This is a genomic window from Pseudanabaena sp. PCC 9330 (genome assembly GCF_055795045.1).
Genome location: NZ_JAYFES010000106.1, coordinates 35198 through 54926, shown reverse-complemented (window position 1 = coordinate 54926; position 19729 = coordinate 35198). Strand labels below are relative to the sequence as shown.

Sequence of the window (19729 nt, the reverse complement as noted above, 5' to 3'; positions counted from 1 at the left end):
ATGGCACCAAAAAAGCTGACCGAGGCTGACAAGACCTCTATCTTGAGCCTGTACCGCCAGCCCCAAGAGACGACCTCGACCCTAGCTGATCGCTATGGGGTCAGCAATAGCACCATTAGCCGGTTGCTCAAGTCCAGCCTGCCCGAAGCAGAATATAGCCTTTTAATTCAGCAAAAACGGGGCACCCCAGAAAAAAGCTCTACCGAGAAAGACGCCGCAGAGAAAGTTGCGATCGCTCTCCCAGTAGAGCTAGAGCCCGCTGTGCCCAAGGCTAAGCCCCGAGGTAGAAAGAAGGCTGAAGTTGCCCCAGCACCACCGGCAGCCGAGCAGCCTACAGAAGCCGCTAGCCCGGTTGCCGCCGACCCACCGGCGGTGACGCCCAAGGCTAAGCCCCGCAGCAAGACCAAAGTTGATGAGCCTGCGTCTGCGATCGCCGCCAGCGCAGCAGAGGGTGCTAGCCCTGAAGACCTCCCTTCGACTGCGATCGAAGAGGCTACCACCAAAACCACTAAGCCCGCCCGCCGACGGCGCACCCAGCGTGACTCGGCACCCGAAGCCCAGGCTATCGACCTGCCAGAGGCCACAGACTCGACCCCAGAGCCCACCCAGCTAACCCTGCCTGACCCCGAGCCCGCCCCAGCAAAGCCAGCCCGACCGGTACTCAAGTCGGCCCAGGCGATCGCCCCCGAGCCCCCCGAGGCAGAGGCTGACCTCGACGGTGATGACGATAGCGACGACTGGGACAGCCCCGTACTCGGCGACGACTACGGCGATGACGACAGCGACGACGGGGATAACGATGGGGAGAATATCTACCCCTGGGGCGGTATTGACTCCCCCACGGAGAGGCTTCACCACCACGGTGACGCGACGGCTATGGAGACTATCGAAATTTCTCCACTCACCGCCGATGTGCTGCCCCCCCTATGCTACGTGGTGGTCGAGCGCACGTCGTCGGAGCTTGTGGTGCTGCCCCTGCGCACCTTCGCCGAGCTGGGTCAGATTCCTGAGTCTGAGAGCGAGTCGCAAACCTTGCCCGTATTTGAAAACCACAATGTGGCGCGGCGATTTTCGCGGCGCAACCAGCGGGTGGTAAAGGTGCCCGACGGCAGCCTGCTGCAAACCACGAGCGCCTACCTCCAGGCTAAGGGCATTACCCGTCTGTTTATTGATGGACAGGTATTCTCTCTGGACAGCGATCCGGCAGAGGCATGGGTAACGACCATCGATGAGTAAGGCTCATCGACTCCACCGTTTGGCTATCAAAAGTTAACTGTCTGAGAGGCTCACTTTTGTCGATCTGCCCATAAACTAGGCTTTACGGCATTGGAGGCAAAACACAATGGACGTATTGCTGCATATAGCCATCGGCATAGGCCTCAGTGCTGCCGCTGGATTTAGGATCTTAGTACCCTTTTTAGTGGCTGGCATTGCCGCTCACCAGGGTTATCTCACCCTTTCTCCCAGCATGGCCTGGATGGGTACAACTCCAGCCATCATCGCTTTTTTTGTGGCCACGGCTCTAGAGGTGCTGGTCTACTTTATACCGGTGGTTGACAACCTGATGGATGCGGTAGAGCTGCCGGCGGCGGCGATCGCCGGTACCGTGCTAACCGCTGCCGTCACAGGGGGCGATATGAACCCCTTCTTGCAGTGGAGTCTGGCGCTGATAGCCGGGGGTGGGGTAGCCAGTGGCACCCAGGCCTTTACCGGGCTGGCGCGGCTGGCCTCGACGGCAACGACGGGGCCGGTGGGCAATATTGCAGTATCGACCACAGAGCTGGCCAGCTCAACCATCCTTTCGGTACTGGCGATCGCCGTGCCGATTTTGGTACTCATCATAGTGGGCGTACTGTTGTATTTCGCTGTGGGCCGTCGCCGCCGCCGCAAATGGCGCAGCTATTAGACGTTGTACAGTTGCCTTGTGGCAGCCCCTGCGCCCGCCGTGAACCCCTCCATGGGAGCTTGAGCTATGGCCAACACCATTTCCCCTGTACAGAAGACCTTCAGCCAACATTTTGACGCTATGGTGCCGCTGGTTATGGCCGAGTGGCCCCAGCTGATCGAAGAAAATCTGCTGGCTACCGAGGGCGATCTAGACCTGGCCGTCGCCTATATCAGCGGCGAAACCGATCGCACCCAAACCCTCATTCGCCGCCAGATCAATGAGTTAGCCTCCCTGGTTGAGCCCGAGGACGAAGCCTCGATCGTCTCTAAACTGGGGAAAAAAGCTCCGAGCACCTCTAAAGATGACGTTTCACCGCCGTCAAGCATTGAGAATTTGCTCGATGATCTAGAGTCGCGCACCGAGCACCTGATTCAAGAACTCAAGGCCGAGATGCTGCCCGAGCTAGAGCAGCGCGCCCGCAGCAACCTGGGCCAAAGCCTGTTGATTGCCCTCGGCATCGGCTTTGTCTTGGGCCTGATCTTGGGAGGTAAGCGTGACTAGCTCCAACTCCACCTGGGATCAGCTCGAAGATTACCTGCGGCGCTTGCTGCGGCTGCTGTCGGTGCTGGTTGACACGCACCTCGATGTGGCGGTGCAAGAAGCCAACTATGAAAGCCGTCGGCTCATTAGCGGCGTCATCATGGTGAGCATTGGTATTGGCCTGCTGGTGACGGTGGCAGTGCTGGCTCAGGTGGCAGCCATTGTGTTTGCCGAAGAGCTGGGTCTGTCGTGGCTGCAAGCCATTGGTGCCGTAGCGGGGGGTAATTTGGTGTTTGGACTGCTCTTTTTGACCATCGGTCGGCTGCGGCTGCGCGGCCCGCTGATGACCCAGACCCAGGCTCGCCTAGCGCGATCGATGGCCCTGCTCAAGGCTAAAGACTAAGCCACAATCTGGCCTGCTTTGACAGTGAGAATTTGCGATGAAGTCATCCACTGGCTGCCAAAGGCTCCCAGATGGGTGGTGGTGATGATGGTTTGAAAGCGGTCTTGAATGGCTTCTAGAAGCTGATTTTGGCGGTTGAGATCTAGCTCGGCCAGCACGTCATCCAGCAATAGCAGGGGCGGTTCGCCCACGACTTCATCGATCAGGTGCAGCTCGGCCAGTTTGAGGGCTAGCACCAGAGTGCGCTGCTGCCCCTGGGAGCCGTACTGGCGGCTAGGGGTATCGTTGATGGCAAACTCAATGTCGTCGCGGTGGGGGCCAACCAGGCTGGTGCGCTGGTGCTGTTCGGCGATCGCCCGCTGCTTGATCTTCTCCAAAAAGCTGGCCTGAATCACCTGGGGGTCATCGTCTACCATGGGCACGTTGGGCTGGTAGTGAATCTGGAGGTCTTCGCGCTGGCCGCTGATCGCCTGGTGCCACTGGTGAGCGATCGGGGCCAGCCGGGCGATCGCCCTCGCCCGCCGCCGAATCACCCGCGTCCCTAGAGCAGCCAGTTGGGCATCCCACAGGGCCAGCTCGGTGAGGTCGATCGCTGCTTCAGACTCCCCATCGTCGTCACTGTAAAACTGCTTGATCAGGGCGTTGCGCTGCTTTAGCACCTGGTTGTACTGGCTCAAAATGTAGGCATACATCGGCTCTAGCTGGCTGAGCAGCGTATCGAGCCAGGCGCGCCGCTCCCCCGGCCCGCCCCGCACCAGATCGAGATCTAAGCTGGAGAACTGCACGGCGTTGAGCGCCCCCAAAAAGTCGAGCTGCCGCCGCAGCTTTTCGCCGTTGAGAATGGCGGTGCGTCGGCCCGCCTGGCGCAGCACCAGCGAGAGGTCTGCCATGCCCAACTCCCGGCGCACGGAGGCGGTGATCTGGGCCATGGGCTGGTCTTGCTGCACGAGATCGCGATCGCGCCCCGTTCGGTGCGACTTTAGCGTTGCCAACAGCTCCACCGCCTCCAGCAGGTTTGACTTACCCTGGGCATTTTCGCCCACCAAAATAGTCTTCGGCGCGGCGAAGTCGATCTGCTGCTCGCCGTAGTTGCGAAAGTGCTTCAGCGATAGGTGGGTCAGGTACAAGGGTGTCAGAGAGGTCTGGACTGATTTAGGATACAGGACGGCGAGAAGCCTCGGGATGGGCGATCGCTACTCAAATCACTACACGGATGCCCACGTCACTGGCAGAAATACTTGGCTAGCTCAGACTCTGGAATATAAACGCTTAAACCTCGGCCTAGCTAGGTTGCAGCTCAAAGGTCACCAACACTGAAGGATGGGCGACTAGACCAAACTGTGCTGAATCCTCATCTTCTAAATGTAAAGAAATGGCCGCTTGCAGATTGCTAACCACTTTATCGAGGGTTTCACCCTGGATAAGCACAGAGATTTCCAGGCATTCAGCGACATAGCCGCTTTGCTCTCCAGGCCGAATGAAAGACTTGATCGTCTGTTGCAGTTGCAGAGTCATCGGGCAGCCCGAAAAACGAATGCGCTTGATTCCCTATGATGACTGAAAGAGGGGGACTCCAGCCATAACCAACCCCAGTCACCCTACTCTTTGGCCTGCACCATTTCACTAGAGCAACTCTGAACCTCTCACCAATGGAACTACCGGAATTTCAGAACGAGGCCTGGCTGCGACGGGCGCTAACCCACAGCAGTTACGCCAACGAGCATCCCGAAGAAAACGAGCACCCCAAAGCAGGGGCAGATTATGAGCGGTTAGAATTTCTGGGCGATAGCATTTTGGAGTTTGTGGTGCGCGATCTGCTATTTGAGCGCCACAGGGCGTGGAATCAGGGAGAGCTGTCTAAACGGGCCGATGTTTTGGTAGATGAGTCACGGCTGGCTGAGCTAGCTGTACAACTGGGCATTCCCGCTCGAATACGCCTAGGGGTAGGCGCCCAAGCAGAGCGCAACAATCCCAGCGTCCAGGCCGATGTCTTTGAGGCGGTGATTGGAGCCTATTACCGAGATACTGGTATCGTTGCCGCCTATGCCTACGTGAAGTCTATATTTGATCCGCTGGTTGATCGCGTCCATGAGCTATGGGTGACTGACCCAGTGACGGCCCTCCAAGAGTTTGTGCAGGCCAATTGGGGTGGGACGTTGCCCAACTACGTAGAAGTAGAGCGATCTGGACCCGACCATGCCAAGGTCTTTGTCTACGAAGTCCAAGTGGCGGGGGAAAGCTACGGTACTGGTCAGGGCAACAGCATTAAAGAAGCCCGCAAACAGGCGGCGATCGCAGCACTGAGGAAGCTAAAACAATGAAATCAGCAATTTTAGGCTGTGGCTACGTGGGTACAGCGGTAGCTCAGCTCTGGCAATCCCAGGGCATTGAGGTCACCGCGACCACGACAAACCGCGATCGCATCCCCACTCTCCAGCAGGTCGCAACCGCCGTACAGGTCGTCAACGGGTCAGATACAGACGGCATTACTGCCCTGCTGCAAGATCAGGACACCCTGCTTATCTGTGTGGGGGCGGGTCGCCAGGCCGACTACAAAGAGGTGTATCTCAACACCGCCAAAACCGTCGTAAACGCTCTCGACCAGGCACCCAATCTAAAACAGATTATCTTTACCAGCACCTACTCGGTCTACGGCAACTACGACGGCGCTTGGGTACGAGAAGATGATCCGGCCCAGCCTGCCACCGACAATGGCAAAATTATGTTGGAGACCGAACACACCCTGCTCAACGCCGCCACGCCAGAGCGCAAAGTCTGCATCTTTCGTCTCGGCGGCATCTACGGGCCGGGTCGAGAATTGGCCAAAATCTATAGCCGGGCCGCTGGCACTACCCGCCCCGGCAGCGGCCACGAAGCCAGCAACTGGATTCACCTAGATGACATTGTGGGGGCGATCGCCCATGCCCAGACCCATGCTCTTAGCGGTCTCTACAACCTAGTGCAAGACGAAATTCCTACCGTGCGTGAACTCATTGACCGGGTCTGCCAGGTCAACCATCTGGCCCCCGTCCAGTGGGACGCATCTCAACCCAGTGCTCGGCCCTACAACGTGCGAGTGTCAAACCAAAAGCTCAAGGCCACAGGCTATGACTTCAAACAGCCAACGTTTGAGCACCTTTAGAGCGTTATACCCAGGTGGCGGCGGTTAAACACTGCCCTGAACGCGATCGCGCCCCTGCTGCTTGGCCTGATACAGCAAATTGTCGGCAGTTGCGATCAGGTTAATGGGGTTGAGGGTGGTTGAGGGCAGGCAAGTGGCGACGCCAAGGCTAATGGTAACCCAGGGGCCAACAGCCGATTGTTGGTGAGGCATGTGGAGTGCCTTGACCGCCTGGCGCAGGGTCTCGCCCAGATAGACGGCCCCAGTCTCGTCAGTGTTGGGCAAAATTACCGCAAATTCTTCGCCGCCGTAGCGGGCAGGCAGGTCAGTGGCGCGGCGGGGGGGAATGGCGATCGCCTGGGCTATCTGGCGCAGGCAGGCATCGCCCGCCTGATGGCCGTAGTGGTCGTTGTAAAGTTTGAAATAGTCCACATCAATCAAAATCAGAGAGAGTGGCAGGTGCTCTCGCACAGCGCGCTGCCATTCTTGCTCTAGATATTGGTCAAAGTGGCGGCGGTTGGCAATGCCCGTCAACCCATCGACCAACGTGAGACGTTGCAGCTCTTGGTTGGCACCTTGTAGGGCCAGCTCTGCCTGTTTGCGCACCTCAATTTCTTGGTGAAGCTGCTGATTGAGCTGTTTGAGGGTGTCGGTGCGGGCCGCGACCTGGCCCTCTAGGTCAGTGTTGAACCGCTGGAGTAGGGCCTTTTGTTGCTCTAGGTTGGCAAACAGCTGTGCCACCGATCGCGAGAGCTGGGCAATTTCGTCGCGGCCTGGAAAGATCGGCATGGGCCTACGGGTATCGCCAGTGCGAATGCGCTCGGCAGTGGAGGCGATCGCCAGTACCGGCTTCACCATTTGCCCAGCAATATACCAGCTGAGGGCGCTGCTGATGAGGCCTAGAATTGCGCCCCAGAGCAAGATGCTGGCCTTGAGCGATCGCGCGGAAGCAAAAGCCGCTTGGGTGGGCTGATGCACTAGCACCACCCAGCCCAGCCCAGGGTAGCTACGATAGCCCTGGGTCTGCGCGTAGCCTGTCAGGGCCGGGGCGTTGTCAAGCCCAGACTCTACTAGAGCATCGGGTTTTCCTTGCTGCGCGGCTTGAAAGCTTTTTAGCTGGCTCAGATTGAGCGGCGCGCTGTCGTCGTCAGGGCTGCGCCCTGGCCCCAGCAGTACGTCTCCAGTACTCGACAAAATCTGAATTTCTACCTGCTTGTAGTCTTTTAGCGGCTGAAGCAGGTTATCTCGCAGGGTGGTGGCCCACTGCCAGTAGAGGTGTCCGCCCAGCACGCCCACGGACGTGCCCTCGTCGTCAAACACGGGAGCAGTCACATCTACCAAACGCAGGGGGTCGGAGCTGGGGTTGGGCACCAGGCTAGCCAGTAGCTTGGCGGGGTGAACATCTTGCACATTGGGATGGGTCTGGCCTTTGATAAACCAGGGTCGCTCAGAGACGTCTGTCCCGGCTAAAAGGCCCTGGGTGCTGGCCATGATGGTGCCCTGGGTATTGGTAAGACCAATCCAGGCGAAGTCGCTATAGGCCTCTTGCATGCGATCGAGCAGTACCTGCTTTTGGGCCTGGGGGCGATCGGGCGATCGCATCTCCTCCAGCGAGGCCAGGGTCTGAATTTCTTGAAAATAGATGTACATGTCGCGATCGAGTGCCCCCGCCAGCTGGTAGGCCAGCTGGGCCAGCAGCTCACCGCGATCGGCCTGGGTCTGGCGCTGGCTAATGTTGCCCACAATCGAGGCCAGCAGCAGAGAAAACAGGAGAATTGTGGCGGCGATCGCGGCCCCCAGGCGTTTGCGAAAGCTGCGGCGTAGATCTAACTTACTCAGCCAAAATCGGACGGGCTTCACGGGCTACTGACTCACTCTAGAGACAGTATGCCCACCGCTTTCTAGAGCAACCCCAAGCGGTTAAACAGTTGTAAAGGAAGATGTTGTTCAACTCACCAAGGGTTTCTAATCAGAGGGATTTCTCTGGGGTGAGTGCGTCTGTTGTTTTATTGTCAAGCAGCTCTTGCAGGCGATCGCCCAGCTCATAGATAACTTATCCGACCGATCGAATCAGCCACAGCGCTGCCAAATGGCCGGGGTAAAAGGCGTAGAACCAGCGTGCCTGGGGGCCGCGATCGCCGTTGGCAAACCAAAAAATCAGCAGCACTGCGATCGCAGGCAGTTGAAATGGCCCTTCCATCCAGGCCCAGAGCAGATGAAACCCAACCCACAGCAGCGCCCACCACCCATCGCGGCGAAAGTAGCGGGTCAAGATCATCAGGCCCAGGCCATAGCTGCCATAGCCCAGGTTAAGCCCTGCGCTCAGCCCCACCGCCCCCAGCCAGATAGCAATCTCAAACCGAGGAAAATTGCGGGCTAGGCGCAGACAAACCAGGCCCAGCAGCAGCTCAAACAAAATATTGGGCCTTGCCGTGTCAAAGGTGAGCTGATAGATCGGCTGGGTCACGGCGCCCAGAGCCGCCAGCCGCAGGCCGTAGCGCCAAACATTGCGGGTGTGAGCTTCGCCCTGCACCAGCAGCCAAACAAACAGCGGAAAGCTAATGCGGCCAACGATGCGAAATGCGATCGCATCGGGAAAAAAGACCACGCCGATGTGGTCGATGAGCATAGTGGCGGCGGCCAGCAGTTTGATGGCGTAGTTAGTCAACACCATGGTGAAGCTCGGTGGGCGGTGCCCCATTTAGCGATTGCGATCGCCCACCATACGATTGCACTGGCTAAGCCTGTCATAACCATCGTTGATTTTGTCAATGCGCCTAGGTGCAACTCTAGGGCAACCCTATGACCTTTGATGCACAGCCCTGTTGCAGGCATGTGTCGCGCTGCAATGCCAATGCGCCGCCTAGCAACGTCAATGCACCAGCGTGATTAGTTAATGCAGCGGCTTGACCTTTTACCTCATCAATCTACAACGCTGCTGTCATAGACCGATTCATCGAACATTCTATAAATACCCCGCCGCCTGCATGGTGAATAGGCGAGCGTAGCGGCCATCTTGCCGCAACAGTTCTTCGTGGCTGCCCTGCTCGATCAGCTTGCCGTTGGCCAGCACAATAATGTTGTCGGCCCGCCGCACCGTCGAAAATCGGTGAGAGATCAAAATCGCCATCTGATTTTGAGTGGCTTCGCGAAACTGCTCAAACAGGCGGGTCTCGGCTTCGGCATCCATCGCCGAGGTGGGCTCATCGAGCACCAAAATGTCGGCCTCGGTACGCATAAAGGCGCGGGAGAGGGCAATCTTTTGCCACTGCCCGCCAGAAAGCTCTTGCCCACCAAAGAACCATTTGCCCAGCTGGGTGTTGAAGCCCTCGGGCAGGTCAGCGATAAATTCGGTGGCGGTGCCTTTAGCGGCGGCCACCTGCCAGCGCTGGGCATCTTCAAAGTCAGTCACATCACCGACGCCGATGTTTTCGCCCACCTTAAACTGGTAGCGCACAAAGTCTTGAAAGATCACGCCAATGCGCCGCTGCACCACGTCGGCATCCCACTCTTGCAGGTCGCGGCCATCGAGCAAAATGCGCCCCTGGCTAGGCGTGTAGAGGCGGGTAAGGAGCTTGATCAGGGTGGTTTTGCCCGAGCCGTTTTCGCCAACAATGGCCAGCTTTTCTGCCGGTTTCAGGTGAAAGGAAACATTCTCTAAGGCCAGCCGATCGCTGCCCGGATAGCTGAACGACACATTCTCAAACCGCAGGCCATCGGTCGGGTCGATGCCGCGATCGGCGGTGCCCACATCCTCCGGCACCGGCTGCTCTAGAAATTCGTAGAGGTTGGCCAGGTAGAGACCGTCTTCGTACATGCCGCCGATCGCCGTCAGGGTGCTGGCAAAGGTGGTCTGCCCCTGGCGAAACACCGTCAGGTACATGGTCAGCTCGCCGAGGGAAATCTGCCCGGCGATCGCCTCCAGCACAATCCAGCAGTAGGCCAGGTAAAACGACGCTGTGCTCAGCAAGCCCAGGCCATAGCTCCAGCCGCTGCGGCGTACGGTCAAGCTGCGATCTTCTTTGTAGAGCCGCCGAAAGATATCCTGATACCGCTCTAACAGCAGCGGCCCCAGGCCAAACAGCTTTACCTCTTTGACAAAATCTTCCCGCGCCAGCAGTGCCTCTAGATAGATCTGCTGCCGCGTCTCGGGCGATCGCCACTTAAACAGGCGAAAGGCTTCGCCCGCAAACTGGGTCTCAGCAATGAAGGCGGGTAGAGTGGCGATCGCCAGTAGCGCCACCGCCCAGCCCGAAAATTGCAGCAGTAGCCCGCCAAAGGTCACCAGCGACAGCACATCCTGCACCACGCCAAAGGTGCGGTTGACCATACTCAGGGGCCGCGACGACGCCTCTCGCCGGGCCTGGGTCAGCTTGTCGTAAAACTCAGAATCTTCGAAGTAGGTCAGCGGCAGGGTCTGGGCCTTTTCGAGAATCATCACATTAACCCGCTGCCCCAGCAGCACCCGCAGCAGCGATTGGCACAGGGCCAACCCCTGGCGAGTGCCCGCCAGCACCGCCACTAGCACCGCCTCTAAGGCCAGATACATGAGTGCGGCCTGGCGATCGACCGCCAGCCCCGACTGCGCCGCCTGCACCACCGCATCGACAATCAGTTTGCCCACGTAGGCGATCGCCGCTGGGAGTAATCCGGCCACCAGGGTGAGGGCACCCAGGGCCATGGTCAACCGCCAGTCGGTCTGCCACACCAGTTGAATGGCGCGCTGGCCATAGCGATACATCGCTAACGATTGACCCAGATTGCGCCAGTGGTGCCACCGCCCCTGCTTTTTAGAAGCCTGAACCCGTCTAACCCTGTATTCGCTCATTTTTCTACGATAGCGCCTGGGCTTTAGAAAAGAAAAAGAGCAGCCATTGGCTGCTCTAATGAGCTTGTTTAGGGGTCAGGGCTCATCTTGCAATATCAAGTCAGACAACACCCCGTCGGGTGGGGAGAACCTGGCTGCAAGCCACTACCCTAGTCGATCGCATTTTTCAGCGCATCTTTCACATCTTCTCGGGCGTGGGTGGCCTGGGCCTGGGCCTGCTTAGCTTCACCTTCGGCTTTGTCTTTGGTGCTGCCGGTGATTTCGCCTGCGGCAGCTTGCACCTTGCCTTCAATATTTTTGGCGGTAGCTTTAGCGCGATCTTCGATAGACATAGCAATAAGTCCTAATCAGACAGTATGTCTACAGCTTAGGGGTCGGTGTGGCCAGAGCCATCTACAGAAGGAGTGAAGGGGCTCTCTACCGAAGTGATGAGATCGAGGCAGGCAACTGCCCTCGGCAGCAGACCCCACAGGCTAAGTTGGCTACACCAGAGGAGACGGTTATTGTGATGAAATACTGTTAGTTATGTCCTGCCTCCAGCGCCCCACTCCAGCGCCCCACTGGGGCTGCCCCCCTGTTGCATCGCTATTGCCCATGAAACACCGTCATCTGCCGATCTATCTCATCGTGAGAAATGTCTCCCTAGGCCTGACCCTGCTGGCCAGTGCCCTAGTGGTGGCGGCTGACATTCACGGGGCGGCCAACCAGCAGGCCCCCCAGACGCTGGCTCTGCGCCGCCTGTTTGTCTACCAGATCATCGTCAATTCGACCCAAGAGTGAGCAGGCCTCTGGGGGTGCGGGCTTTAGGGTGTGGGCTTTAGGGTGCGGGGGGCCACCGGGCGGCAGGGGTTGCCAAAGCACAGATGACCAGCGGGCAGCGATCGATACACGCTGCTGCGCGCCCCCACTACGCTGTTGGCTCCCACGCTCACGCCTGGGCCGACAAAGCAGTCGGTGGCAATCCAGACGCCATTTTCAATCGTTACCGGTTTTACCACCAGACCAAAGCCTGGATCGCTAACGTCATGGCTGCCCGTACAGAGGTAGCTGCGCTGGGAAATAACGCAGTGCTGACCAACGGTAATCGACGCCAGGCTATACAGCACCACATCGTCGCCAATCCAGCTGTGGTCGCCCAGGGTGACATGCCAGGGGTAGGTAAATCGAGCGGTGGGGCGAATCACCACGCCACGCCCCACCCTGGCCCCAAACCGGCGCAGCAGCCAGCGCCGAGGCCCGTGGTGGGCATGGAGGGTGAGGGGAAAGATTGCGGCCTGCAAACACCACCAGAGCATTATCACCGCCTTAGATCGACCGGGATGGTACCCCCTCTGGTCGTAGGTATCGAGGCGCACCCAGGGGCGATCGCCAGGGGTAGCGGGTAACAAATCGGTCATAGCCTGAGGTCGAGATGGGTGAAGAGAGAATTTTGCCAGATTTTGCCGCACCCAAACGGTCTCCCTGCTATTTCTCTGCGGTTTCTAGGGGCAGGCGTTGCAGGCCGTGGCATTTAGCTCCAAACCAAAAAAGGGGCAGTGCCTCAGCCTGCCCCCTGTGGGTTTCTATCTAACGCTCAGCGGCTATACCGACTCGTGAGCCTCAAGCCACAAAGATATAGCGCAGCAAAAAGATCGCGGCCAAAATCCACATGCCGATGGTGGTCTGGCTGGTCTTGCCCTGAAAGGCTTTGACCAACGGGTAGGCGATTAGGCCCATGGCCAACCCTTCAGCGATAGAAAAGGCCAGGGGCATCATGATGATGGTGAGAAAACCTGCGATCGCATCGGCGGGCTCATCCCAGTCAATCTGTCTGGCCCCCGACATCATCAACACCCCCACAATGATCAGCGCCGGTGCTGTGGCAAAGGCTGGAATACCCTGAATCAAAGGAATGAATAACAGCGATACAAAAAACAGCCCCGAGGCCACCAGGGCAGTAAAGCCACTACGCCCCCCTTCCATAATCCCCGAGGCCGACTCAATGTAGGTGGTCACCGTCGAGGTACCTAGCACAGCCCCGGCAGTAGTACCCACAGCATCGGCCATAAACGCCTTCTCCACACCCGGAAACTTGCCATCGGCATCGATATAGCCCGCCCTAGACCCGAGGCCAGTCAGAGTGCCAATAGTGTCAAACAAATCGACAAACAAAAACACAAAGATGATGCTGATCATCTCCCAAAAATTGATCCGAAAGAGCTCGCCCAACCCGACAAAGGCCTGACCAAACAGGTCGGTCGGTGCCTGGGGAATGCCCACCAGCCCAGACGGCCAGGGAGCAATGCCAAATACCCAGGAGAGCAGAGCCGTAGCCAAAATGCCCCACAGCAGCGCCCCGGTCACCCGTCGAGCAAACAGGGCAGCGGTAATGGCCAAGCCCAACAACGCCATGGTCGGCGGCCCCGATCGCAGGTCGCCCAGAGTGGTAAGCGTCGCCTCAGAGGCCACAATAACGCCCGCCCCCTTAAGGGCAATGTAGGCGATAAACATGCCGATGCCCGCCGTAGTGGCATGCTTCACCGCATCGGGAATCGCCTCTACAATCGCGCTGCGAACATTGGTCAGGGTCATGATAATGAAGATGACGCCCTCAATGAGCACCGCGGCCAGAGCCACTCGCCAGTCGATGCCCAGACCCAGCACCACCGTAAAGGCAAAGTAAGCGTTGATGCCCATACCTGGTGCCAGCAAAAAGGGCAGCTTGGCGTAGAGCGCCATGATCAGCGTGGCCAGGGCCGCAGACAGCCCCGTAGCCACCACTAACTCACTAAAAAGATCGCCCGACTCACTGAGAAAGACAGCATTCGACAAAATGGACGGGTTGACGATCAAAATGTAGGCCATGGTGACGAAGGAAGTCAGCCCCGCCAGCGCCTCGGTGCGAAAGTCAGTTTTTAAGCTGTCGAAATTAAAAAACTCTGCAATTTTATTGCCCGACCCTGGACTGGGGGGTGACTGGGGCAACTGTTCAGTGGGGTGGGTCACGCTAGCACTCCTTATAGATGGCTGATTGACCAGTATCGTCAACAGAGCCAATAGACTTCAGACCTAGTCCACGACATCTGCTTGGTTCGATCTGTTTGCCGCGCTACAAACCCGCATTTTTTGATACACAATGTATCTCCCTCATTGCACCCCAAAGCCAACCTGGTGTGAGGCCCAGGTCTTTCCGCTTGTCCTTCACCTCATCTCAGATCGCTGCTTTGCGCAGAGAAGCTTCCACAACCTCGCCTATTGTTGCTCTTCACGCCGTTGACCGGCCGAAAGCAGCTCAGCACTGCCTAAAAACAGCAGGCAGCCACTCACAGCAACTGCGACGCAGGTATCTTGCCCGCGTCAATAGGGTATCGACGGCACTCATATCTCCCTGTGACGGTGGCCTAGCTGAGGCTACCGCAACCCAATGGTTAATCCTTGCTTAACCATTGCTTACTCGATTGATAATCTTTTGAAAAGCTTTGCTTAAACTTGTCGCTCTATGTTCTGATGGTATGGGTGCGATCGCTCTCTCCTAGCCTATAAAAATCGCTAATTTTGCGGAAAATAGAATCTCCTTAAATACTTTTCTAAAAGGATCTAGATCTGGTGTATAGACCCTATTTTGATTGGTTTATAAAAGCCACAGAGTAGACAAGCTGGTATCTGTCAAGCCCATGCGATCTCGCACCCATGGCCGACAGTTAAAGTTTTTAAGGCTGCTGTTTTAATCTCATCTTTACCCAGAAAGAATGGGTTTCGCCTAATGTGGTTTAGGTTCCATCATGGACTGCACACTTGTTAATGACAGTTTCATCTGAAAAGGCTATGGCTTTAGAGTTTGAATAGGTCAGCTTAGTAGAGCAATTTGACTTTTGTCTTAGCTCTACAATTTAGCCTGATGACAGATGAGATGAGTTCTTCAGATCTCGATCGCTAATGAGATTGAGCACGGCAATTGAGTAACTGTGGGTGCTGGTATCTGAATCGACAAGAGTGTAGTTTGTTGGCGCAAATGTAAGCCAAAAGCTAGTTTGATGAAAAAGTTTAGACGGGAGTCAAAAGATTATGTTTTTGAATAGCCGCGCTATGCGCACCAGTTTCTCTCTTACCCTAGCCGCTCTTACGGTTAGTCTTGCAGCCTGTGGTGGTGGTTCTCAGACCGCCACCCCCGATGCCGGCACTGACACGGCGGCAACCCCCGGTTCTGACCTCACCGGGGCCGTTCTAGTCGATGGTTCCAGCACCGTATTCCCCATCTCTGAGGCCATGGCTGAAGAGTTTGGTGCCGCCAACCCTGGTGTGGCAGTCACCGTCGGCGTCTCTGGTACTGGCGGCGGCTTCAAGAAGTTTTGTGCTGACGAGACCGATATTTCCGGTGCCTCTCGCCCCATCTCTCAAGAAGAGATTGATCTTTGTGAGGCAGCCGGCGTTGAGTTTATTGAGTTGCCTATCGCCTTTGACGGTCTGACCGTAGTCGTCAACCCCGCCAACGAGTTTGCTCAGTGCCTAACCATCGACGAACTCTTGACCATGTGGGAACCCTCTGCCCAGGGCACCATCACCAGTTGGAACCAGATTCGTTCTGACTTCCCCGATGCACCCCTCGGTCTTTATGGGGCTGGTACTGACTCGGGTACCTACGACTTCTTTATGGAAGCGATCGGTGCTGATGGCGAGAGCCGTGGCGACTACACCGCCAGCGAAGATGACAACGTGATTGTGCAGGGCGTGTCTAGTGATGAGAACGGCACGGGCTTCTTTGGTCTAGCCTACTTTGTCGCCAACCAAGACAAAGTGAAAGCTGTAGCCATCGACAATGGGGCCGGCTGCGTCGAGCCAAGTTCTGCAACTGTTGCCGACGGTACCTACCAGCCGCTCTCGCGGCCTGAGTTTATCTACGTCAAGCTCAGCAAAGCAGATGACCCCGCTGTGGCTGCCTTTGTTAACTTCTACCTCTCGCCCGACAATGCCGGCCTAGTAGATGAAGTGGGCTACGTTAGCGTGCCCTCAGCCATCAATTCCAAGGCTGTCGAGCGCTTCGCGAGCAAGACCACGGGCAGTGTGTTTGAAGGCGGCTCTGCCGTTGGCGTCAAACTGGACGAAGTGCTCTAGGTCTAGTCTTAAGTGCCCTCTAGCTAAACCTTCTTGAGGTTGAGCCGATCAGATTCTGGGGGGTCAGTGAGCACTGGCCCCCTTGTCTTTTAGAGTTCTGCATCATGACGACAAACTCTTTGCCGCCCGACTCCAATAATCTCTGGCAGCCCAACCGAGGGCTTAACAAGTGGGTCGAAAAAGCCGTTATCTGGCTGTTTGGCCTGTTTGCTCTAATTTCAGTGGCCACCACCATTGGTATTGTGCTCTCGCTGCTGTTTGAGACCGTGGAGTTCTTCAAAGTTGTTCCCATCTGGAACTTCTTAACCGATAGACAATGGACTCCTCTGTTCTCAAACCCGCAGTTCGGAATTATGGTGCTGCTAAGCGCCACGTTTTTAACCTCTCTGATTGCCCTGCTGGTGGCCGTCCCCCTGGGGCTGCTCTCGGCGGTTTACCTCAGTGAGTATGCTTCCCCCAAGCTGCGCAAGTGGCTGAAGCCTGCCCTAGAGATCTTGGCGGGTGTGCCTACGGTGGTCTACGGCTACTTTGCTTTGCTGCTGGTCACCCCCTTTCTCCGGTCATTCATTCCTGGCTTGGGTGGTTTTAACGCCCTCAGCGCAGGCATCGTCATGGGTATTGCCATCACGCCGCTGATTGCCTCCCTCAGTGAAGATGCCATCTATGCGGTGCCCCGTGCCCTGCGAGATGGCTCCTACGCTCTGGGCCTCACTAAGCGAGAAACCATTTTTGGCGTAGTACTGCCCGCCGCCCTTTCGGGAATTGTGGCATCGGTGATTTTGGCGGTGTCTCGGGCTGTGGGTGAGACGATGATTGTGGCCCTGGCCGCTGGGCAAAACCCCCGGCTGGGTCTTAACCCCTTCGTACCGATTATGACCATGACCGCCTACATTGTGCAGGTCAGCCTAGGCGATACCCCCGCTGGCTCCATTGCCTTCAAGTCGATCTTTGCGGTGGGGATGACGCTGTTTTTACTCACGCTGGTATTCAACATCCTCAGCTTCTGGTTTGTTCGCAAGTTTCGGGAGACCTACGAATGACGCCCCTTACATCGTCTCAATCTACCCCCCTAGATGCTGGGTGGGATATTGAGCAGAAACAAGTTCTAGATGCTCTAGGCAAGCGCCAACTCATTGACAAAGGGTTTTCTTGGCTAGCGCTCTTGGCGGTTCTTTTCTCGCTGTTTGTGCTGGCGGTGCTGTTGATCGATGTGCTAGCCGATGGTGCGCCTGTGCTCAGCTGGAGCTTTCTCACCAGCTTTCCTTCTAGAAGACCTGAGGACGCGGGTATCGTATCTGCCCTGGTGGGCACAATTTGGGTGATGGTGCTGGTGGCGCTGTTTACCTTCCCCATTGGCGTGGGGGCCGGTATTTTTCTAGAAGAGTTTGTGCCCGACAGCCTGATTGCCAAAGCGGTTGAAATCAACATTTCCAACCTGGCTGGGGTGCCCTCGATTATTTATGGTCTGCTCGGCCTGCAGGTGTTTGTGCGCATTCTGTTCCCGATTACCCAGGGGCGCAGTGTTTTGTCGGGGGCGCTGACTCTGGCGCTGCTGGTACTGCCCATTGTCATCATTGCCACTCGCGAATCTCTCAGGTCTATTCCCGGCAGCTTGCGCCAGGCGGGCTTTGCTCTCGGTGCTACCCGCTGGCAGGTGATTCGTTCCCACGTGTTTCCGTTGGCGCTGCCAGGCATTCTTACCGGGGTCATTTTGGCCCTGTCTCGGGCCATTGGCGAAACCGCACCGCTGATCACCATTGGGGCGCTCACCTACATTCCCTTTCTGCCACCGTTGTCGCTAGCTGGTTTGCAGAGCCCGTTCACCGTGTTGCCCATTCAAATCTACAACTGGGTCTCTCGGCCCCAAGCCGATTTCCACGTCCTAGCGGCGGGGGCGATCATTGTGCTGATGGTAATCTTGTTGATGATGAATGGCACCGCGATTTATCTGCGCAATCGCTTCCAGAAGACGTTTTAGTGCCAGTTGTTTGTTGCTGCATAGAGTATCGCCATGACTTCACAATCTGTCAGCTCAGTTGCCACAGAGGCGGCTTTACGGGCCAAAAACGTCAGTGTGTACTACGGGTCCACCCTGGCGGTACGAGATGTCAACCTTGATATTTTCAAGAATGAGGTCACCGCTTTTATTGGCCCCTCAGGCTGCGGTAAGAGCACCCTGCTGCGCTGCTTTAACCGCACCAACGACCTGATTTCTGGAGCCAGGGTAGAGGGCAAGGTTACCTTTCAGGGAGGTGATCTATACGGCGACGGCGTTGACCCGGTTTACGTGCGCCGCCGCATTGGCATGGTGTTTCAAAAGCCCAACCCGTTCACCAAATCGATTTACGAAAATATTGCCTTTGCTGCCCGCATTAACGGCTACAGGGGCGACATGGATGAACTGGTGGAAAATTCGCTGCGGCGGGCCGCCCTGTGGGACGAGGTAAAAGACAAGCTCAAGGAAAGCGGCCTGTCGCTGTCGGGTGGTCAACAGCAGCGTCTGTGCATTGCCCGCACGATCGCCATTGAGCCCGAAGTCATTTTGATGGATGAGCCGTGTTCGGCCCTTGACCCGATCTCAACTCTTCAGATTGAGGAGTTGATGAAAGAGCTGGAAAGCCGCTACACCATCGTAATCGTGACCCACAATATGCAGCAGGCCTCCCGCGTGTCTGATAAAACCGCATTTTTCAACGCTGAAGCCACCGAGTCTGGAAACAAGGTGGGCTATTTGGTGGAGTACGGCGATACAGAACAGATTTTCAGCGATCCTCGGGAGGAGTCAACCCGAGACTATGTGTCAGGACGGTTTGGCTAAGGGCGGCTGAGTTAACGGTTGTAAAACGGGGGCATTCACGAGCTGTCTCGGGGTGAGATTCTTCACTCTCAGTCCAAGAAAATTCGTTGGTAAGTCAAGTTCATACACCGCTGGCTGCCCATTCGCGCTGAAATTAGGAGCAAGCCCTAGCGCAACAATGACAGCAGTGTCTCTCTAGAAGAGGGGCAGCGATTCTTTGATCAGGTGTTTTGCGTTGTCGGCTACTACGGTGATCTCTTGGAGATGGCCAACCTCACTGGCGGCTACTGTCGATACTGGATGTTTACCTACCGGTGCGGTCTTTAAATGTCATTGCGGCAGAGATGACGAAGCGACTCAACGTTTCTTCAGACGCAGCTTGCCGTCTAATTTGCTCCGAAAATGTAATGCCCCAGGGGGTAGCGCCCGAGCGGGTATCAATTTGTGCTTGAGTCTAGGGTCAACCTGGGCCTTGGGAAGGCGACAAAACCGACTGAATAGCCTGAGCCAGCTGGTGAAGGGGCACGGGCTTGACCAAATATTGTTGCGCCCCCAGGGTCAGGGCGCGGTGTTGGTCTTCGGCAAAGGCATAGCCTGACACGACGATGACCGGCAGTTGTTGCCATCGGGGCGATGCCCGCAGCTGCTGAAGCAGGGTGTAGCCATCGATCTCGGGCAGGCCCAGATCTAGGAGCAGCACCTGGGGCTGAAAGTCTTTGAGGTGGTGATCTAGATCTAGACCGTGGGGCAAGGGCAGCACCTCAAACCCGGCATAGATGAGATAGTCGGTAAAAAATAGTCGATTGGCGGTGTCGTCTTCTACGACCACAATGCGAATTGTGGTGTCAGACCGACCCGGTAGCGGTGTCACCATGCTCCCCTAGATCCTAAATGCTTAGGTCTTGGGCTACTTAACCAGTGGACACATTAGGTAGCCCGACGAGTTGCACCCTGCGGCTTGCTGCGATCGCTGGTCACCCCAACCTATAGCAAATGCGTTCACGTCGCTTGCCGCCTGCGATCGCCCAGCCTGCTTGCTATCTCCCGGCGTATTTCTCTCG

General features: G+C 56.9%; 20 protein-coding genes. 11 read left to right on the top strand and 9 right to left on the bottom strand.

Features of this window, described 5'->3' with window-relative positions; all coding sequences use genetic code 11:
- The 4 genes from AC0QKW_RS13385 (at nucleotide 1) to AC0QKW_RS13370 (ending at nucleotide 2831) form a co-directional block, all read left to right on the top strand.
- Nucleotides 1–1236 (top strand): hypothetical protein, encoded by a 1236-nt coding sequence (locus AC0QKW_RS13385; RefSeq protein WP_473151576.1) that lies wholly within the window; start codon nucleotides 1–3, stop codon nucleotides 1234–1236.
- A gap of 106 nt (nucleotides 1237–1342) precedes the next feature.
- Nucleotides 1343–1906, top strand: a complete 564-nt coding sequence (locus AC0QKW_RS13380; protein ID WP_473151575.1) for a DUF4126 domain-containing protein — start codon at nucleotides 1343–1345, stop codon at nucleotides 1904–1906.
- Nucleotides 1907–1972: 66 nt separating this feature from the next.
- Nucleotides 1973–2449 (top strand): hypothetical protein, encoded by a 477-nt coding sequence (locus AC0QKW_RS13375; protein WP_473151574.1) that lies wholly within the window; start codon nucleotides 1973–1975, stop codon nucleotides 2447–2449.
- The gene (locus AC0QKW_RS13370; protein ID WP_473151573.1) at nucleotides 2442–2831 is read left to right on the top strand and encodes a phage holin family protein; all 390 of its coding nucleotides are present in this window, start codon (nucleotides 2442–2444) and stop codon (nucleotides 2829–2831) included. The genes AC0QKW_RS13375 and AC0QKW_RS13370 overlap by 8 nt, the downstream gene beginning before the upstream one ends.
- On the opposite strand, the gene recF is transcribed toward AC0QKW_RS13370, so the two are convergent.
- Complete coding sequence (gene recF, locus AC0QKW_RS13365; RefSeq protein WP_473151572.1) at nucleotides 2828–3958, bottom strand: DNA replication/repair protein RecF; 1131 nt, start codon at nucleotides 3956–3958, stop codon at nucleotides 2828–2830. The two genes, AC0QKW_RS13370 and recF, sit on opposite strands and share 4 nt — an antisense overlap.
- Before the next feature lie 154 nt (nucleotides 3959–4112).
- The gene (locus AC0QKW_RS13360) at nucleotides 4113–4346 is read right to left on the bottom strand and encodes a type II toxin-antitoxin system HicB family antitoxin (RefSeq protein WP_473151571.1); all 234 of its coding nucleotides are present in this window, start codon (nucleotides 4344–4346) and stop codon (nucleotides 4113–4115) included.
- A 134-nt stretch (nucleotides 4347–4480) separates the two neighbouring features.
- On the opposite strand from AC0QKW_RS13360, the gene rnc reads away from it, so the two are divergent.
- Together rnc and AC0QKW_RS13350 are read left to right on the top strand one after the other, a co-directional pair.
- Complete coding sequence (rnc, locus tag AC0QKW_RS13355; RefSeq protein WP_473151570.1) at nucleotides 4481–5152, top strand: ribonuclease III; 672 nt, start codon at nucleotides 4481–4483, stop codon at nucleotides 5150–5152.
- Nucleotides 5149–5973 (top strand): SDR family oxidoreductase, encoded by an 825-nt coding sequence (locus AC0QKW_RS13350; RefSeq protein WP_473151569.1) that lies wholly within the window; start codon nucleotides 5149–5151, stop codon nucleotides 5971–5973. Before rnc ends, AC0QKW_RS13350 begins: the two co-directional genes overlap by 4 nt.
- Nucleotides 5974–5997: 24 nt before the next feature.
- Here the strand turns inward: AC0QKW_RS13350 and AC0QKW_RS13345 are convergent, their stop codons facing one another.
- The 4 genes from AC0QKW_RS13345 to AC0QKW_RS13330 form a co-directional block, all read right to left on the bottom strand.
- Complete coding sequence (locus AC0QKW_RS13345) at nucleotides 5998–7812, bottom strand: diguanylate cyclase domain-containing protein (RefSeq protein WP_473151568.1); 1815 nt, start codon at nucleotides 7810–7812, stop codon at nucleotides 5998–6000.
- A 193-nt stretch (nucleotides 7813–8005) separates the two neighbouring features.
- Nucleotides 8006–8626 carry a TraX family protein gene (locus AC0QKW_RS13340; protein ID WP_473151567.1) on the bottom strand — a complete coding sequence of 207 codons (621 nt, stop codon included), beginning with the start codon at nucleotides 8624–8626 and terminating at the stop codon, nucleotides 8006–8008.
- Nucleotides 8627–8917: 291 nt separating this feature from the next.
- Complete coding sequence (locus AC0QKW_RS13335) at nucleotides 8918–10693, bottom strand: ABC transporter ATP-binding protein (protein ID WP_473151652.1); 1776 nt, start codon at nucleotides 10691–10693, stop codon at nucleotides 8918–8920.
- 236 nt (nucleotides 10694–10929) lie between these two features.
- Nucleotides 10930–11112 (bottom strand): CsbD family protein, encoded by a 183-nt coding sequence (locus AC0QKW_RS13330; RefSeq protein WP_473151566.1) that lies wholly within the window; start codon nucleotides 11110–11112, stop codon nucleotides 10930–10932.
- Nucleotides 11113–11374: 262 nt separating this feature from the next.
- Here AC0QKW_RS13330 and AC0QKW_RS13325 point away from each other — a divergent pair, with 262 nt between their 5' ends.
- Nucleotides 11375–11560 carry a hypothetical protein gene (locus tag AC0QKW_RS13325; RefSeq protein WP_473151565.1) on the top strand — a complete coding sequence of 62 codons (186 nt, stop codon included), beginning with the start codon at nucleotides 11375–11377 and terminating at the stop codon, nucleotides 11558–11560.
- Between the two features lie 23 nt (nucleotides 11561–11583).
- Here AC0QKW_RS13325 and AC0QKW_RS13320 read toward each other — a convergent pair whose 3' ends face one another.
- Together AC0QKW_RS13320 and AC0QKW_RS13315 are read right to left on the bottom strand one after the other, a co-directional pair.
- Complete coding sequence (locus AC0QKW_RS13320; protein WP_473151564.1) at nucleotides 11584–12177, bottom strand: WcaF family extracellular polysaccharide biosynthesis acetyltransferase; 594 nt, start codon at nucleotides 12175–12177, stop codon at nucleotides 11584–11586.
- A 202-nt stretch (nucleotides 12178–12379) separates the two neighbouring features.
- A complete protein-coding gene (locus AC0QKW_RS13315; protein ID WP_473151563.1) occupies nucleotides 12380–13765 on the bottom strand; it encodes an NCS2 family permease in 1386 nt (461 codons plus the stop codon).
- Between the two features lie 1059 nt (nucleotides 13766–14824).
- Between AC0QKW_RS13315 and AC0QKW_RS13310 the strand changes: the two genes are divergently transcribed.
- From AC0QKW_RS13310 to pstB, 4 genes are all read left to right on the top strand, one after another.
- Complete coding sequence (locus tag AC0QKW_RS13310) at nucleotides 14825–15871, top strand: PstS family phosphate ABC transporter substrate-binding protein (RefSeq protein WP_473151562.1); 1047 nt, start codon at nucleotides 14825–14827, stop codon at nucleotides 15869–15871.
- A gap of 104 nt (nucleotides 15872–15975) precedes the next feature.
- Nucleotides 15976–16911: a phosphate ABC transporter permease subunit PstC gene (pstC, locus tag AC0QKW_RS13305; RefSeq protein WP_473151561.1), complete on the top strand. Its 936-nt coding sequence runs from the start codon at nucleotides 15976–15978 to the stop codon at nucleotides 16909–16911.
- Nucleotides 16908–17849: a phosphate ABC transporter permease PstA gene (gene pstA / locus AC0QKW_RS13300; RefSeq protein WP_473151560.1), complete on the top strand. Its 942-nt coding sequence runs from the start codon at nucleotides 16908–16910 to the stop codon at nucleotides 17847–17849. The genes pstC and pstA overlap by 4 nt, the downstream gene beginning before the upstream one ends.
- 33 nt (nucleotides 17850–17882) lie before the next feature.
- Nucleotides 17883–18689, top strand: a complete 807-nt coding sequence (pstB, locus tag AC0QKW_RS13295) for a phosphate ABC transporter ATP-binding protein PstB (protein WP_473151559.1) — start codon at nucleotides 17883–17885, stop codon at nucleotides 18687–18689.
- A gap of 439 nt (nucleotides 18690–19128) precedes the next feature.
- Here the strand turns inward: pstB and AC0QKW_RS13290 are convergent, their stop codons facing one another.
- On the bottom strand, nucleotides 19129–19542 hold the full coding sequence (locus AC0QKW_RS13290; protein ID WP_473151558.1) for a response regulator: 414 nt from the start codon (nucleotides 19540–19542) through the stop codon (nucleotides 19129–19131).
- Between the last annotated feature and the right edge of the window lie 187 nt (nucleotides 19543–19729).

Coding starts and splice junctions, on each gene's coding strand:
- AC0QKW_RS13385 (WP_473151576.1), top strand. CDS start 1: ATGGCACCAAAAAAGCTGACCGAGGCTGACAAGACCTCTATCTTGAGC.
- AC0QKW_RS13380 (WP_473151575.1), top strand. CDS start 1,343: ATGGACGTATTGCTGCATATAGCCATCGGCATAGGCCTCAGTGCTGCC.
- AC0QKW_RS13375 (WP_473151574.1), top strand. CDS start 1,973: ATGGCCAACACCATTTCCCCTGTACAGAAGACCTTCAGCCAACATTTT.
- AC0QKW_RS13360 (WP_473151571.1), bottom strand. CDS start 4,346: ATGACTCTGCAACTGCAACAGACGATCAAGTCTTTCATTCGGCCTGGA.
- rnc (WP_473151570.1), top strand. CDS start 4,481: ATGGAACTACCGGAATTTCAGAACGAGGCCTGGCTGCGACGGGCGCTA.
- AC0QKW_RS13350 (WP_473151569.1), top strand. CDS start 5,149: ATGAAATCAGCAATTTTAGGCTGTGGCTACGTGGGTACAGCGGTAGCT.
- AC0QKW_RS13340 (WP_473151567.1), bottom strand. CDS start 8,626: ATGGTGTTGACTAACTACGCCATCAAACTGCTGGCCGCCGCCACTATG.
- AC0QKW_RS13335 (WP_473151652.1), bottom strand. CDS start 10,693: ATGTATCGCTATGGCCAGCGCGCCATTCAACTGGTGTGGCAGACCGAC.
- AC0QKW_RS13330 (WP_473151566.1), bottom strand. CDS start 11,112: ATGTCTATCGAAGATCGCGCTAAAGCTACCGCCAAAAATATTGAAGGC.
- AC0QKW_RS13325 (WP_473151565.1), top strand. CDS start 11,375: ATGAAACACCGTCATCTGCCGATCTATCTCATCGTGAGAAATGTCTCC.
- AC0QKW_RS13320 (WP_473151564.1), bottom strand. CDS start 12,177: ATGACCGATTTGTTACCCGCTACCCCTGGCGATCGCCCCTGGGTGCGC.
- AC0QKW_RS13310 (WP_473151562.1), top strand. CDS start 14,825: ATGTTTTTGAATAGCCGCGCTATGCGCACCAGTTTCTCTCTTACCCTA.
- pstC (WP_473151561.1), top strand. CDS start 15,976: ATGACGACAAACTCTTTGCCGCCCGACTCCAATAATCTCTGGCAGCCC.
- pstA (WP_473151560.1), top strand. CDS start 16,908: ATGACGCCCCTTACATCGTCTCAATCTACCCCCCTAGATGCTGGGTGG.
- pstB (WP_473151559.1), top strand. CDS start 17,883: ATGACTTCACAATCTGTCAGCTCAGTTGCCACAGAGGCGGCTTTACGG.
- AC0QKW_RS13290 (WP_473151558.1), bottom strand. CDS start 19,542: ATGGTGACACCGCTACCGGGTCGGTCTGACACCACAATTCGCATTGTG.